Annotated in this window: 13 protein-coding genes; 6 read left to right on the plus strand and 7 right to left on the minus strand. The window is 71.3% G+C overall.

Translation table 11 applies throughout. From position 1 onward, the window contains the following. Nucleotides 1–46 precede the first annotated feature (46 nt). The 6 genes from AB0H88_RS39535 to AB0H88_RS39560 are packed head-to-tail and all read left to right on the plus strand — an operon-like array spanning nt 47 to nt 6,536. Nucleotides 47–1,348, plus strand: coding sequence for a Wzz/FepE/Etk N-terminal domain-containing protein (locus AB0H88_RS39535; RefSeq protein WP_357653699.1), 1,302 nt, complete (start codon nt 47–49; stop codon nt 1,346–1,348). Beyond that, on the plus strand, nt 1,345–2,622 hold the full coding sequence (locus tag AB0H88_RS39540; RefSeq protein WP_357653700.1) for a hypothetical protein: 1,278 nt from the start codon (nt 1,345–1,347) through the stop codon (nt 2,620–2,622). Before AB0H88_RS39535 ends, AB0H88_RS39540 begins: the two co-directional genes overlap by 4 nt. Continuing rightward, on the plus strand, nt 2,619–3,524 hold the full coding sequence (locus AB0H88_RS39545) for a hypothetical protein (protein WP_357653701.1): 906 nt from the start codon (nt 2,619–2,621) through the stop codon (nt 3,522–3,524). Before AB0H88_RS39540 ends, AB0H88_RS39545 begins: the two co-directional genes overlap by 4 nt. Before the next feature lie 5 nt (nt 3,525–3,529). After that, entirely contained in the window at nt 3,530–4,375 is an 846-nt protein-coding gene (locus AB0H88_RS39550; protein ID WP_357653831.1) for a sulfotransferase domain-containing protein, read from the plus strand. Continuing rightward, nucleotides 4,363–5,643, plus strand: a complete 1,281-nt coding sequence (locus tag AB0H88_RS39555) for a polysaccharide biosynthesis C-terminal domain-containing protein (protein WP_357653702.1) — start codon at nt 4,363–4,365, stop codon at nt 5,641–5,643. The genes AB0H88_RS39550 and AB0H88_RS39555 overlap by 13 nt, the downstream gene beginning before the upstream one ends. Continuing rightward, nucleotides 5,640–6,536 carry a sulfotransferase gene (locus tag AB0H88_RS39560; RefSeq protein WP_357653703.1) on the plus strand — a complete coding sequence of 299 codons (897 nt, stop codon included), beginning with the start codon at nt 5,640–5,642 and terminating at the stop codon, nt 6,534–6,536. Before AB0H88_RS39555 ends, AB0H88_RS39560 begins: the two co-directional genes overlap by 4 nt. Before the next feature lie 219 nt (nt 6,537–6,755). Here AB0H88_RS39560 and AB0H88_RS39565 read toward each other — a convergent pair whose 3' ends face one another. The 7 genes from AB0H88_RS39565 to AB0H88_RS39595 all read right to left on the minus strand — a co-directional run bounded on the left by AB0H88_RS39565 (nt 6,756) and on the right by AB0H88_RS39595 (nt 14,416). Beyond that, nucleotides 6,756–7,562, minus strand: coding sequence for a WecB/TagA/CpsF family glycosyltransferase (locus AB0H88_RS39565; RefSeq protein WP_357653704.1), 807 nt, complete (start codon nt 7,560–7,562; stop codon nt 6,756–6,758). Between the two features lie 220 nt (nt 7,563–7,782). Continuing rightward, the gene (locus AB0H88_RS39570) at nt 7,783–8,703 is read right to left on the minus strand and encodes a glycosyltransferase family 2 protein (RefSeq protein WP_357653705.1); all 921 of its coding nucleotides are present in this window, start codon (nt 8,701–8,703) and stop codon (nt 7,783–7,785) included. Nucleotides 8,704–8,902: 199 nt separating this feature from the next. Continuing rightward, nucleotides 8,903–9,811 carry a sulfotransferase gene (locus AB0H88_RS39575; RefSeq protein ID WP_357653706.1) on the minus strand — a complete coding sequence of 303 codons (909 nt, stop codon included), beginning with the start codon at nt 9,809–9,811 and terminating at the stop codon, nt 8,903–8,905. Nucleotides 9,812–10,087: 276 nt separating this feature from the next. Continuing rightward, nucleotides 10,088–11,350, minus strand: coding sequence for a sulfate adenylyltransferase subunit CysN (gene cysN / locus AB0H88_RS39580; protein WP_357653707.1), 1,263 nt, complete (start codon nt 11,348–11,350; stop codon nt 10,088–10,090). Between the two features lie 4 nt (nt 11,351–11,354). After that, the gene (cysD, locus tag AB0H88_RS39585; protein ID WP_357653708.1) at nt 11,355–12,269 is read right to left on the minus strand and encodes a sulfate adenylyltransferase subunit CysD; all 915 of its coding nucleotides are present in this window, start codon (nt 12,267–12,269) and stop codon (nt 11,355–11,357) included. A gap of 18 nt (nt 12,270–12,287) precedes the next feature. Beyond that, nucleotides 12,288–13,064: a 3'(2'),5'-bisphosphate nucleotidase CysQ gene (locus AB0H88_RS39590; RefSeq protein ID WP_357653709.1), complete on the minus strand. Its 777-nt coding sequence runs from the start codon at nt 13,062–13,064 to the stop codon at nt 12,288–12,290. Continuing rightward, complete coding sequence (locus AB0H88_RS39595) at nt 13,064–14,416, minus strand: sugar transferase (protein WP_357653832.1); 1,353 nt, start codon at nt 14,414–14,416, stop codon at nt 13,064–13,066. The genes AB0H88_RS39590 and AB0H88_RS39595 overlap by 1 nt, the downstream gene beginning before the upstream one ends. Between the last annotated feature and the right edge of the window lie 34 nt (nt 14,417–14,450).

Consider the following 14,450-nt stretch of genomic DNA (forward strand, 5'->3'; position numbering starts at 1 on the left):
CGCCGATCGGCGACACCGCGCACACACTCGAAGGAGATCCGCTCCAATGAGCCTGTCGCCGGACTTTCCGGGCCGCCGCCCCGGCACCGACCTGGCGGACCACCTGTCGCTGGTGCGCCGGCGCTGGCTGCTGTTCCTGGGGTTCCTGCTGGTCGGCGGCACGGCGGGGCTGGCGCTGCTCCGGTTCACCCCGGCCGCCTACACCGCGACCACCCAGGTCCTGGTCGCGCCCGTGGGCGTCCAGGACCAGAGCAACCAGGTGACCAACCGGCAGCGCGAACCGCTCAACCTCGACACCGAGGCGCAGATCGCCCAGTCGTCCGTGGTGGCGGACAAGGCCGCCAAAGAGCTCAAAACGAGCACGCCCGAGCCCGTCGAGGTCTCGGTGCCGCCCAACTCGGCCGTGCTGTGGATCTCCGTCACCGCCGCCGACCCCGCCGTCGCGGCCGCCCAGTCGCGGGCGTACGCGCAGGCCTACCTGGCCAACCGCACCGAGAGCGCGCAGGCGACGATGACCGCGCAGCAGAAGGCGATGCTGGTCAAGCTCAAGCAGGTCAACACCGCGCTGGACGCCGTGATCAAGGAGCTCGCCGTGGCGGGCAAGGGCACCATCGAGCATACGATCGCCGCGCACCGGCAGAGCGTGCTCAACCGGCAGGCCTACAGCCTCACGCTCAAGTACGACGCGCTGCGGACCGTCGCCATCACTCCCGGGTCGGTCATCAGCCAGGCCACGCCGCCGACCGTGCCGAGCTCGCCCAGCCTGCCGCTCTACCTCGGCACCGGGCTCATGATCGGCCTGCTCCTCGGCACGGCCACCGCCTACGCCCGCGACCAGCTCGACACCCGGTTGCGCACCGCCGCCGACGTCGAGCGGCTGACCGGGCTGCCCGTGCTCGGCGACCTGTCGCACCCGCTCCGCCAGGGCGTGCCCTACGACCTGGCCTCGGCCGTGATCGCCGCCTGCCCGGGCAAGCGGCTGCTGGTCAGGGCGATCCCGGCGGAGCTCGGCGCGGCACCGGTGGTCGCGCCACTGGCCGGCACCGCCCCGTTGTCGCTGCTGACCGGCTCGGACGTGGGCGACCTGGCCCGGGCCGACGCGGCCTTGCTGCTGGTGGGGCTCCGCCGGGCCACCTCGACGCAGGTGGCCGCCGCCGTACGCCATCTGGGCAGGCACAACGTACCGATCATCGGTGTGGTGACCACGACGGACCTGACGCCGAGACCCGAGCCGGTCGACGGCAACCCGCTCGGCAAGCTGGTCGCCAGCGGCGAGCTGGAGGCCGGCCAGTCCGCCGAGTCGGCTCCCATGACCTCGCTCCCCCGCCCGCCGGGCACCTCGGCATGAGAGGTCCGGCGTGGCCGATCGGCGCGCTCCTGCTCGGCTATCCCGTGTGGTGGGCGCTCGGCTTCGGCGGCCTGTCGGTGATCGTCGTGGCGGTGCCCATGGCCGTCGTGCTCTGGCGGCGCCGGCCGATCCGGGTGCCGCGCGGGTTCGGGCTGTGGCTGCTGCTGCTGGCCGGTTACGCGGTGAGCGCGCTGATGCTGACCGACATGCCACCCGACACGTACGGGGCGTTCAACGCCGGGCGGGTCATCGGCTACCTCATACGGTTCGCGCTCTACGCGGCACTGTTGATCATGGTGCTCTACCTGGGCAACCTGACCGAGCGGGAGCTGCCGCAGCTCAAGCTGGTGCGGATGCTCGGGGTGCTGTTCGTCACGACCGTGGCGGGCGGGCTGCTCGGCGTCTTCTTTCCCCGGCTGGAGTTCACCTCGCCGGTGGAGATGGTGCTACCGGGGTGGATCAGCGACAACGCCTTCGTCCAGAATCTCATCCACCCCACGGCCGCCCAGACCCAGAAGGTGCTCGGCTACGCCTCGCCCCGCCCCGAGGCGCCGTTCGAGTGGGCCAACGCGTGGGGCAGCAACGTGTCGGTGCTGCTCATCTGGTTCGTGGTCGGCTGGTGGGTCTACGGCGGAAGCGGTCGCAAGGCGGTGGCCATCGCGTTGACCGCCGTGGCCGCCATCCCGATCGTCTACTCGCTCAACCGCGGTCTCTGGATCGGCCTCGGGCTGGCCGGTCTCTACCTGATCGTCCGGGTCGGCGGACGCACCAGACTGGCCCTGTGCGCCACAGCGGTGGCGGCGACGCTGGCGTTCGCGCTCAGCCCGCTCGCCTCACTGGTCGGCCAGCGCCTGGACAACCCGCACTCCAACGACATCAGGGCCTTCACCGTGTCGGCGACCATCTCGGCGGCCACGCACTCCCCGATCATCGGCTACGGCAACACCCGCAACGCCATGGGCAACCACCGCACGATCACCACCGGCAAGACCGAGTGGTGCGGCGGCTGCGGCCATCCGCCGCTGGGCAGCGACGGGCAACTCTGGCTGCTGATCATCACCCAGGGGTTCGTGGGGGCGGCGCTCTACGTGGCCTTCTTCCTGGGCGCGATCCGGCGCCACTGGCCCGACCGCAGCCCGATCGGGCTCGCGGGGGTGCTCGTCATGATCCTCGTGCTGCTCTACATGTTCGTGTACGACGGCCTGGTCACGCCGCTCAGCCTCTACCTCATCTCCTTCGCCCTCCTGTGGCGTAACACCGGGGAGACCGCGTGAACGACGCGAAGCGGCGGCTGCGCTACCTCGATCAGACCGTACGGGCGCTCTACCCCGGCCCCGGATCGCCGCGCGCCTACAGCGTGCTGCCGCACCGGCTGCTGCCCCGCCGCCTGGCCCCCCGGCGCCGATGGCACGGGCTGCTGGGCCGTCCGGTCATGGTGCCGGTCGAGGGCTCGATCGAGACGTACCTGAGCGGCATCCTCGGCGTCCCCGTCGAGACCGTCCTCCACGTACGGCCGGCCCGCCGGGCCAACCGCAAGCCCATCCTGGAGGCGTACGGCGCGGGCTCCCGCCTGGCCTTCGTGAAAATCGGCGACACCCCGCGCGCCCGCGAGCTGGTCGACGGCGAGGCCGCCACGCTCAAGAAGCTGAGCGCTCTGGCGCTCAAGACGGTCGTCGCGCCGACCGTGCTGCGCCACGAGCGCTGGGGCGAGTACTCGGTCCTGGCCCTGTCACCGCTGCCGATCAGGCGCGGCCGGGTCCCCGCCGCCCTGCTCACCGAGGCCGTCAAGGAGATCGCGGGCACCGGCGGTCGCGAGGGAGCGGCCTGGCACGGCGACCTGTCGCCCTGGAACATCGCCCCTTCCGGTGACGGGCGGCTGCTCGTCTGGGACTGGGAACGCTACGCGGTCGGCGTGCCCTACGGGTTCGACGCCGTGCACCACTTCTTCCAGCGCGCACTGCGGCGGATGGACCCGGCCACGGCCGCGCGGGCCTGCCTGGCGCAGGCCGTACCCGTGCTCGCCCCGCTCGGGCTGTCGGCCGCGCAGGCCAGGCGGACGGCCCTGCACTACCTCATCGCGCTGGCCGACCGGCACGCCGCCGACGGCCACGAACCCCTCGGCCCTCCGAGCACATGGCTCAACCCCCTCGTCGATCACCAGGAGCCGCTGACGTGAACACGATGAAGCAGTCGGTCCTGTCCGTCTCCCGGACCACCGGGAGGTTCACGTCGAGCGTACGGATGCTGCCGTCGTTCCTGATCGCCGGAGCGCAGCGGTGTGGCACCACCTCGCTCTACCGGGCTCTGGCGCGGCACCCGCTGCTGCTCAAACCGGTGCTGCACAAGGGCGTCCACTACTTCGACGCCGACTACGGGCGCGGCCTGCCCTGGTACCAGGGGCACTTCCCGCTCCGAGTGGCCGCAGCGCGGCTGGCTCGCCGCCATGGCACGCATCCGCAGGCGTTCGAGTCGTCGCCCTACTACCTGTTCCATCCGCTGGCCGGGGAGCGCATCGCGGCCGACCTGCCCGGGGTCAGGCTCATCGTGCTGGTACGTGACCCGGTCGAGCGGGCCTGCTCCGCGCACGCCCACGAGCTGGCCAGGGGCTACGAGACCGAGTCCGACTTCGAGCGGGCCCTGGAGCTGGAGGAGGGGCGGCTGGCGGGCGCCGAGCGCAGCATCCGCGAGCGGCCCCACACCGTCCACCACGCGCACCGCCACCACGCCTACCTGGCGCGCGGACGCTACGCGGAGCAACTCGACCGGCTGGAGCCGCTGTTCGGCCGCGAACGCATCCTGGTCCTCGACAGCCACCGCTTCTTCGCCGAGCCCGAGCTCACGTACGACCGGGTCCTGGACTTCCTCGGCCTGCCCCACTTGGGCTACCCGGTGTTCGAACGCCACAACGGACGGCCGCTGCCCCGGCCCCTGCCCGGCTCGGTCAGGCAGACGCTCAGGGACCACTTCGAGGTGTACGACACGCGGCTCGCCCGCTGGCTGGGCGGTGACCCGTCGTGGCGTCGCTGACCTTTCGCCCGGCGGGGCCGCTCGGTCAGGTGGCCAGGGGCGGCCTGGCGGGCATCGCCGGGGCCGTCATCAGCGCTGGGGCGCAGTTCCTGCTGGTCGTGGTGGTCACCAGGACGTTCACCGCGTACCAGGCGGGCACCTTCTTCACCGCCACCGCCCTGGCCCTCATGGTGGCCGGTGTGGCCAAGCTCGACGCGGGCAACGGCCTCATCTATTTCATCGCCCGCGCCAAGACCTCCAACTACCACGGCATTTCCGGATATATCCGGGTAGCTCTCGTTCCGGCGGTCCTGCTCGCCACCGCTTGCGGAGCGGCCCTCTACCCTCGACTCGGCCTGCCGGCGGCGGCCCTGCCCGTGATGGTCTCCGCCGACCTCCTGCTCGCCGCCACCCGCGGCTTCGGGGCCATGCGGCCCACCGTGCTGCTCGACGGGGTGGCGTTGCCCACGCTCCAGCTCCTGCTCGTCGCCGCCGCGGCCGTCGCCGTCAGGCCGCAGTGGCTGCCGCTCGCGTGGGCGCTGCCATACCTGCCGGTGGCGCTGCTGGCCGCGATCCAGCTACGCGAACGTCTGCCGCGTACGCCGTACCTGCCGGGCACCGGCCGCGACCTGTGGCGCTACACGGCGCCGCGCTCGGTGGCGGGTGCCATCCAGGCGGTGTTCCAGCGGCTCGACATCGTGGTCGTCGCACTGCTCGGCGGCCCGGTCCAGGCGGCCGTCTACACCGCCGCCACCCGGTTCAAGGTCGTCGGCCAGCTCGCCAACCAGGGGCTGGCGCAGGCCGTGCAGCCGCGCCTGGTCAGGGCGCTGGCCGACGGCGAGCTGGGGCGGGCGCGGGAGCTGTACCAGGCGGCGACGATCTGGCTGGTGTTGCTCACCTGGCCCGTCTGGCTGGGGTACGCCGCGCTGGCACCGTGGCTGCTGCGCCTGTTCGGGCCGGGTTACGGCGCCGCCGTGCCGGTGGCGCTGGTGCTGGCCGGCACGATGATGATGGCGACCGCGTGCGGCATGGTCGACGTCGTCCTGACCGCCGCCGGGCACACCACGGCCAGCCTGCTCAACCTGGTGGTGGCCATCGCCTGCACGGTCGCGCTGGATGTGGCGCTCATCCCGGCCCACGGCGCCTTCGGCGCGGTGCTCGGCTGGGCGGGCGGGATGATCGCCAAGAACCTGCTCCCGCTCTGGCAACTGCACCACCGCTACGGCCTGCACCCCTTCGGCCGCCACAGCCTCCCGGCACTCCGCTTCCGCTCCTGGACCACGGCATGAGCGGCCCCATCCTGGTGACGGGCCTGCCCCGGAGCGGCACGAGTTGGACGGGCAAGATGCTGGCGGCCGGGGGCGACCTCGTCTACGTCAACGAGCCGCTCAACCCCCAGCACCCGCCCGGCCGCTGTCCGGGGGTTCTGCGGGCCCAGGTCACCCACCGCTTCCAGTACATCTGCGACGACAACGCCGCCGACTGGCTGCCCGCCTTCCGGGACACGGTCGCACTTCGCTACCGCTACCTGGCCGAACTGCGTACCAACCGCTCGCCGTACGATCTGGCGCGCATGACCCGCTATGGCACGGCCTTCACGCTCGGCCGCCTGCTGGGGCGGCGGGCCCTGCTCGACGACCCCTTCGCGGTGCTCTCGGCAGGCTGGTTCGCCACGCGGCTGGGCTGCAAGGTGATCGCGCTGACCCGGGACCCGGTGGCGTTCGTGGCCAGCTGGCAGCGCCTGGGCTGGACCGTCTACTTCCACGAACTCCTCGAACAGCCCCTGCTCGTCCGCGACCACCCCGAACTCCTGGACCTCCGCGCCCTGGTCGGCTCCCAGGACCGCATCGCCAAGGCGGCGGCGCTGTGGCGGGTCACCCAGGCGATCCTCGCCCGCACCCCCGGCATCCTGCTGACCTCCTACGACGAACTGGCCGCCGCACCGGTCCGGGGCTTCCGGCAGCTGTACGCGTACGCGGGTCTCGCCTGGTCACCCACAGCCGAGCGCCGTATCACCCGAGCCTGTACGGCCCCCTTCGGCGCAGGGAGCGCTTTCGCCTGGTCGGGCCTGTCACGCACGGCCTTCCGGCCCATGAACTCACGCCGCGCCCTCGAAACGGCGACCCTCGGCCTGACACGGGCGGAAGCGGCCCGCGTCCGGGAGCTCACCTCCGCTGGATGAGCCTGGGAGGGCCTGGGCGGGGGGCCGGGCGGGACCTGGGTGGGACTGGGCGGGCCCGGGTGGGGGGCCGGGCGGGACCTGGGTGGGACTGGGCGGGCCCGGGTGGGGGGCCGGGCGGGACCTGGGTGGGACTGGGCGGGCCCGGGTGGGGCTGGATAGGACCCGGATGGGGCTGGGCGGGCCTGGGCGTCGGAGAAGGCGAGAGCGTCAACAGACGGCCTATTCGCGGGTGCTTCCCGACGAGGCTCGTGCTCTCAGGCAGTCGCTCAGCAACCGGGCCGCGAACGGCAGGTCGTCGACCAGGTAGCGCCTGGCCAGCCGACCGGGCTCGCTCACCAGCCGGAACGCCCACTCCAGCCCCGCTCCCCGCATCCACTCGGGCGCCCTGGGCACCGTACCGGCGGCGAACGCGATGGCCGACCCGCACCCCACGAACCACGTCCCCGGCAGATCCTGGCTCAGCCGCGCGATCAGCCGGTCCTGTCGCGGAAACCCGAGCCCGACGAACACCATCTTCGGCTCCGCCCCCACGACCTTCTTCCGCACCCGCTCACGCTCACCATCACCGCTCTCGAACCGGTAGGGCGGCGCGTCCACGCCACAGACCTGAAGCGTGGGATAGCAGGCGGTGAGCTCACGAGCGGCGGACACGGCCACCCCCGGCGGGCCGCCCAGGAGATAGACGGGCCACCCTCGGCGAGCGGCCAGCTTGCTCAGCGACCAGATCAGGTCGGCCCCGGTGACCCGCTCGGGTATCGGCGTGCCGAGCAGCCGCGACGCCCACACCAGCGGCATCCCGTCGGCCACGACGAGGTCCGCGGAGTTGACGAGGTGACGGAGTTTGACGTCTTTCGCGACGGCGCGGCAGATATCGACGTTCGGCGTCACGATCCGCCCGCCCCTCCCCGCACCCAGCTCACCGTCCACGTGCTCGACGACCTGCCGCTCGGTCAGCGGATCGACGGCAACACCCCCGACCAGCACCCGCACCGGCCTCGCCTGCTCCTGCTCCTGCTCCCCAGCCATCCCCGGCCCCTCTCCCAACGCCCCCGTGAACCCCACCCGTGTCAAGCCCCGCTATCCGGACCCCGCATGGCCGGGCCGACATCGGTACTCCCTGCGCCGAGCCCCGCATCGCAGGCTCCATGTGACGACACCCGCCGTGACCACGCACGCCAAGACCACGCCCACCGTGACAGGACCCCCGTGATGGAGACCACCGTGACAGGACCCACCGTGACGACGCTCAAATGCCGTGCCCCCGATCGTGGAGCAGGGCGAGCACCGCCGGCGCGGAGATCAGTCCGGCGGCGACGGCGAGGGCGATCGGGGCGCGTGGCTCGCCGATGCGCTCGGCGAACGTACGCAGGGCCCAGCGACCGGCCTCCCGACGCCGCCCCAGCGCGGCGTGGTGGAAGGCGAGCTGGCCGTAGACCCGCGCCGCGCCGCGCGGATCCACGGCCAGTTCGGGGTGTCGGGCGAGCATCCACTCCAGCCCGGCGATGCGGTCGGCCCAGCAGGCGACATAGTGGGAATTGCCCCAACGGATACGTACAAGTGGTCGATCGACATTCGCGATTGGATGCCGCTTGGCCGCGCGCAGGGCCAGGTCCCAGTCTTCGTTCTGGCCGGCCGGGGCGCTCTCGTCCACCCACAGGGCCCCACGCTTGAACAAGAACGTCGACGAGTGCACCATCACCATGCGCGAACGCACCAGGTCGGCCGCCGTGACCGTCTCGCTGCCCGCGAGCCTCGGCACCCGGCGTAGGCCGTACTCGATCTCGATGCCGCAACTCACGAACTCGGCGCCATCCTCGATCGCCTGTTGCTGCGCGGCGAGCTTGCCCGGCAGCCACACGTCGTCGTCGTCGCAGAAGGCGATCAGATCGGTGTCGCACGCGGAGATGCCGGTGTTGCGCGCGCCCGGCAGCCCGGCGCTGAGGGCGTTGGGCACGACGAGCACGCGGTGGCGGGCGTTCGTGGCGGCGCCCGGCGTCACCGCATCGGCCACCTGCTCGGCGACGGCGGCGGGATCGCCACCGTCGACGACGATGACCAGCGAGATCCGGCCGGTGTAGTCCTGGGTCAGGACGGCTCGGGCGGCCGCCCGCAGCTGTTCGGGCCGGTCTCCCCGCGTGGGGATCACCACGCCGACGGACGCACTCATGCGACCCCCACTTCGAGAGGTACGGCCCACGCCGCGGCGTCGGCAACCGATTCACGAGGTCCGACCACACGACGCCCGACCACACGAGGCTCGTCCGCACAGGACCCGACTACCCGAGGCCCGACCGCACGAGACCCGACCACACAGGACCCGGCCACCCGAGGCCCGACCGCACGAAGCCCGACCACGCGAGACTGGCTCATGCCGCCGCCTCCCCATAGCCGTACCGCGACCTGAGCGGCCAGGTGAGTGCCGTCACCAGGTGCCGGTGGTGGCGTGGGAGGCCGGAGTGCCACGAGTCGTCCCGTCGCAGTTCGACCGGGCCGACGGTGAAGCGCATGGGGTTGCCCGAGGCGGTGTGGGCGGTGGTCAGGTGGGCGGTCGTGCCGGTCAGGAACGGCAGCGCCGTACCCAGGCCCAGGATGTCGGCCAAGGTCGCCAGAGCGGCCGCTGGGTCGGCCAGGAGGTCCTCGTAGCGCAGCCTCGTCACCGGGACCCCGCGAGTGGCGAGGAGGTCCAGGGCGAGGTTCTGGGCCGTCCAGTGGGCGGCCGTACGGGCGGGGCCCCAGCGGGTCATCGGGCGGCCGTCCTCGGGGCGTTCGACGGTCTTGCGCCAGGAATGGGCGACGGCCCGCGGGTCTCTGACCACGTGGACCACATGTACGTCCACCCCGGCCGCCGCCAGGCAGAAGGCCAGGGAGGCGTGTTTGCCGGAGTCGATCACGACTCTCGCGCCGGCGGTCTCGGCGGCGGCGGCGTACAGGCGCTGGTAGGTGCCGGCGTACTCCGCCAGCTCCGGGTGGGCGATGCGGGGGATCCTGCGGGTGCGATCGACGCGGTGTCGCAGGGTGAGGACCCGTTCGGCCAGGGCCCGCGTCCATCCGCCGAACGCGGCCTCACCGACCTCGCGCCAGAACGCACAGGCCGGGAAGGGCTCGCCGCAGCCACAGGGCTCGCCGGCCAGCACGCCTCGGGCCCAGAGGTGTACGACCTCGCCGAGGGGTGCCACGCCGGGAATCTCGCCGAGCAGTCTCTCGAGCAGCGTGGTGCCGCTACGGCCGAGGCCGCCCAGGTAGACCACCCGGAAGGCGGTCGAACGGTGCGTCACGGGGGAATGGCCTTCACGTCATGGATACGGAACGTGGAGAGGCTAGCGCGGAGAGTAATCATCCCATCCGCGAAACGACAAAGGATCTACCTAAGACCCGAAGCCACCTGCGCCGACCTCTCAGCCACGGGCACGCCGCTGCGGGCGCCAGGCCCACGCCCGCGCCAACCCCGCGACAACGGGCGCCCAGCTCGCCGGACGCCTGCGCCGACCTCCAGCGCCGGGCGCGCCGTGGCGGGCGCCCGGCCCGCCGGACGCCCGCCACGAATCAGTCGGCTACCTCAGGTCCATGATCATGCCGGCTCCGACAGTCCCGTTCGTGGACTCGTCCACCAGGATGAATCCACCGGTCAGCCGGTTACGCGAGTAGTCGTCCACGAACAGCGGCTGGGTGATCCGCAACGACACCCGTCCGATCTCGTTGAGCGACAGCGAGGTGGCCGTCTCGTCGCGGTGCAGCGTGTTGACGTCGAGCCGATAGTGCAGGTCGCGGACGAGCGCCCGAGCGGTCCGCGTCGTGTGCTTGATCATGAGCTTGGAGCGCGGCGCCAGCTTCACAGCGTCGGCCATCCAGCAGACCATGGCGTCGATCTCCTGCGCCACCTGCGGCTGGTTGTTGGGCCGGGCGATCATGTCGCCGCGCGAGATGTCGATGTCGTCCTCGAAGCGGAGCGTCACCGACATGGGCGGGAAGGCCTCCTCCACCGGCCCGTCGAAGGTGTCGATCGAGGCGATCCGGGTGGCCAGGCCCGAGGGAAGGTGGACGACCTCGTCGCCGGGCTTGAGCACGCCGCCCGCCACCTGCCCCGCGTAGCCGCGGTAGTCGTGGAAGGCGTGGTCGGTGGCCCGCTGCGGGCGGATCACGTATTGGACGGGGAAGCGCACGTCGACCAGGTTGCGGTCGGAGGCGATGTGGACGTTCTCCAGGTGGTGCAGCAGGGACGAGCCGTGGTACCAGGGCATGTTCTCGGACCGCGAGACCACGTTGTCGCCGTTGAGCGCCGAGATGGGGATGAACGTCAGGTCGGCCACGTTGAGCTTCGAGGCGAAGGCCGTGAACTCCTCGCGGATCTCCTCGAAGCGTTCCTCGGAGTAGTCGACCAGGTCCATCTTGTTGACGGCCAGGACCAGGTGGGGCACCCGCAGGAGCGTGGTCAGGAAGGCGTGCCGCCTCGACTGCTCAAGGACGCCCTTGCGCGCGTCGATGAGGATGATCGCCAGGTCGGCGGTGGAGGCGCCGGTGACCATGTTGCGGGTGTACTGGATGTGCCCGGGCGTGTCGGCGATGATGAACTTGCGGCGCGGCGTCGCGAAGTAGCGGTAGGCCACGTCGATCGTGATGCCCTGCTCCCGCTCGGCCCTCAGGCCGTCGGTGAGCAGCGACAGGTCGGTGTATTCGGTGCCGCGGTCGCGCGAGGTGCGCTCGACCGCCTCCAGCTGGTCCTCGAAGATCGCCTTGGAGTCGAAGAGCAGGCGGCCGATCAGAGTGGACTTGCCGTCGTCGACACTTCCCGCCGTGGCGAAACGCAGAATGTCCATGGGTTTAGAAGTAGCCTTCCCGCTTGCGATCCTCCATGGCGGCCTCCGAGGCGCGGTCGTCGGCCCTGGTGGCCCCGCGCTCGGTGATCCGGGTGACCGCGATCTCCTCGATGATCTCCTCCACCGTGGCGGCCGCGGACTGCACGGCCCCGGTGCAGGTCATGTCGCCCACCGTGCGATAACGCACCACCGCCTCGAACAGCGGCTCGTCATCGCCCCGCTTGACGACCTCGGAGTCGGGCAGCAGCATGCCGTCACGCTCGAAGACCTTGCGGGTGTGGGAGAAGTAGATGGAGGGGATCTCGATGCCCTCGCGCCGGATGTAGTCCCAGATGTCGAGCTCGGTCCAGTTGGACAGCGGGAACACCCGGATGTGCTCACCCTTGCGAATCCGCGCGTTGTAGAGGTTCCACAGCTCGGGGCGCTGGTTCTTGGGGTCCCACTGGCCGAAGTCGTCGCGGAAGGAGAACACCCGCTCCTTGGCGCGGGCCTTCTCCTCATCGCGCCGGGCACCGCCGAAGACTGCGTCGAACTCCTGCTCCTCGATCGCGTCGAGCAGCGTGGTGGTCTGCAGACGGTTGCGCGAGGCGCGGCGGCCCGTCTCCTCGACCACACGCCCGGCGTCGATCGAATCCTGCACGCTGGCCACGATCAGCCGGGCACCCAGCTCCTGGGAACGGCGGTCACGGAACTCGATGACCTCGTCGAAGTTGTGGCCGGTGTCGACATGCATCAGCGGGAACGGGATCGGTGCCGGCCAGAACGCCTTCTCGGCGATCCGCAGCATGACGATGGAGTCCTTGCCGCCCGAGAAGAGCAGACAGGGGCGCTCGAACTCCGCCGCCACCTCACGCATGATGTGGATGGCCTCGGCTTCGAGTACGTCGAGCTGCGACGTCGTGTAGTCGCGCTGGAGCATAGGGGTTTCCTCCGGCCTTCAGCGATGCAGGTCCCGAATCCCGGCGAGCAGGGCAGACGCCAAGTCAGGTAGGGAAACAAGGATATCCGGTAGTGAGGGGTCGGCTTGGTTGTAGGTCAGCGGCGAGCCGTCGATGCGGCTGGCGTGGGCCCCGGCCGCCTGCGCGACGGCGACGGGCGCGGCCGAATCCCACTCGTACTGGCCGCCGGCGTGCACGTACGCCTCGACCTCACCGGTGAGCACGGCGGAGATCTTCGCCCCCGCCGAGCCGATCGGCACGAGATCGGCGCCGACCAGATAGGCCAGTTTCTGCACGAACTCGGGCGGCCTGGTGCGGCTGACCGCGATGCGGAACCGGCCTTTGTTCAAGGCAGGGTCGAAGGTGGGCAGCGTGGGCGGCTCGGCGGTGGTGAGCGTGCGCCCCTGCGCGGGCAGCGCCACCGCGCCCGCGCTCAGCGCGCCCCGCTCCCAGAGCGCCACGTGGACGGCCCAGTCGGCCCGGCCCTCTTCGGCGAACTCACGGGTGCCGTCGAGCGGGTCGACGATCCACACCCGTGAGGCGCTCTGCCTGCGCGGGTCGAGGCGTTCTTCGCGAGTGGCCTCCTCGGAGAGCACGCAGTCGCTCGGCCGCAGCCGGGCCAGCGACTCCATCAGGAAGACGTGCGCGCTGCGGTCACCCTCGGCCCGCAACGCGGACGCGTCGGCGAAACCGGACCGCCTGCGAACCTCCAGCAATCGCTCGCCAGCCTCCGTCGCCAGATCGGCAGCGAGGGCATGGTCGTCCCGAATCGTCATCAATAAGCTCCTTGCCCGCGGGCGACGGCCGACCAGGTTTTCCAAAGAATCTGTAGATCCAGCATGAGAGACCAGTTCTCCACGTAACGCAGGTCGAGGCGGACGGATTCCTCCCAGGACAAGTCGGATCTTCCACTGACCTGCCACAGACCGGTCAGCCCCGGCCGGACCAGCAGCCTCCGGCGGACGTCATCGCCGTAGCGGGCGACCTCTTCCGGCAGCGGCGGACGGGGCCCGACCAGCGACATGTGCCCGAGCACGACGTTGATGAGCTGCGGCAGCTCGTCGAGTGAGTGCCGCCGCATCAGCGTGCCGAGCGGCGTGACCCGGGGATCGTTGCGAACCTTGAACAGCACACCGTCATTGTCGCTGACGAGGGTGATCTTCTGCTGCTCCGAGCCGCGCCGCATCGTGCGGAACTTCACGATCATGAAGGGCCGGCCGTCCTTGCCGACCCTGATCTGCTTGAACAGCGCCGCCCCGGGGCTGCTCACGCGTACGGCCAGCGCCAGCCCGCCCAGCAGCGGAGCCAGGCACACCAGCAGCAGGGCGGCCACCACCCGGTCGAAGCCGTTCTTGACCAGTTGCCTGACCCCCGCCAGCTCGGGGTGCTCGACGTGCAGCAGCGGCAGCCCGGCGGCCGGCCGGATCATCGTGCGCGGCCCCGCCACGTCCATCAGCGCCGGGGCGACCACCAGGTCGGTCCGGGTGCGCTCCAGCCGCCAGGCCAGCCGCCGTAGCGCCTGGCCGTCCATCTCGGGGCAGGCCAGCACGGCCACGGTGTCGGCGCCGGACTGGTCGACCACGATCGACACGTCGCTGAAGCCGCCCGCGACCGGCACCTCCCCGACCCGCTCACCGGGCGCGTCGTCGGGCAGGCAGGCGGCCACGACCTCCATGCCGTGATAGGGCTCCCTGCGGAACAGGTGGACCAGCTCGGCGATCGCGGAGGCGTGCCCGACGGCCACCACCTTGCGCATGCACGCGCCCGCGGCCCGGCGCCGGTGGAGCGAGCGGCGCAGGGCGTACCTGCAGAAAAGAGTGAGGAGTGTCACCAGCGGCAGGGCGAGGACCACGTAGCCGCGGGCGATGTCGGTCTTGGTCACATAGGAGCCGATGGCCGTCGCGGCGGTCAGTGCGACACCGCACTGCACGACACGGCGGAACTCCTCGGAGCCGATGCCGAGCATGCGCGGCTCGTAGGCCCGGTTGAAGGCGACCGTGCAGATCCACAGCGCCGGCAGGGCCAGGCTGACCATGAGGTACGGCGCGGAGTAGGCGGTGAAACCGCCGAACCTGGCGAAGAACGCGAACCCGGACGCCGCCCCCGCGCACAGGAAATCGCCGAGCATGGCGCGCACGCGGTAGGCGCGTATCCAGGGGGGC

The organism is Nonomuraea sp. NPDC050680 (assembly GCF_040654555.1).
GTDB lineage: Bacteria > Actinomycetota > Actinomycetes > Streptosporangiales > Streptosporangiaceae > Nonomuraea.

Coding starts and splice junctions, on each gene's coding strand:
- AB0H88_RS39595 (WP_357653832.1), bottom strand. CDS start 14,416: ATGCTCGGCGATTTCCTGTGCGCGGGGGCGGCGTCCGGGTTCGCGTTC.
- AB0H88_RS39590 (WP_357653709.1), bottom strand. CDS start 13,064: ATGACGATTCGGGACGACCATGCCCTCGCTGCCGATCTGGCGACGGAG.
- AB0H88_RS39550 (WP_357653831.1), top strand. CDS start 3,530: ATGAAGCAGTCGGTCCTGTCCGTCTCCCGGACCACCGGGAGGTTCACG.
- AB0H88_RS39535 (WP_357653699.1), top strand. CDS start 47: ATGAGCCTGTCGCCGGACTTTCCGGGCCGCCGCCCCGGCACCGACCTG.
- AB0H88_RS39560 (WP_357653703.1), top strand. CDS start 5,640: ATGAGCGGCCCCATCCTGGTGACGGGCCTGCCCCGGAGCGGCACGAGT.
- cysD (WP_357653708.1), bottom strand. CDS start 12,269: ATGCTCCAGCGCGACTACACGACGTCGCAGCTCGACGTACTCGAAGCC.
- AB0H88_RS39540 (WP_357653700.1), top strand. CDS start 1,345: ATGAGAGGTCCGGCGTGGCCGATCGGCGCGCTCCTGCTCGGCTATCCC.
- cysN (WP_357653707.1), bottom strand. CDS start 11,350: ATGGACATTCTGCGTTTCGCCACGGCGGGAAGTGTCGACGACGGCAAG.
- AB0H88_RS39570 (WP_357653705.1), bottom strand. CDS start 8,703: ATGAGTGCGTCCGTCGGCGTGGTGATCCCCACGCGGGGAGACCGGCCC.
- AB0H88_RS39565 (WP_357653704.1), bottom strand. CDS start 7,562: ATGGCTGGGGAGCAGGAGCAGGAGCAGGCGAGGCCGGTGCGGGTGCTG.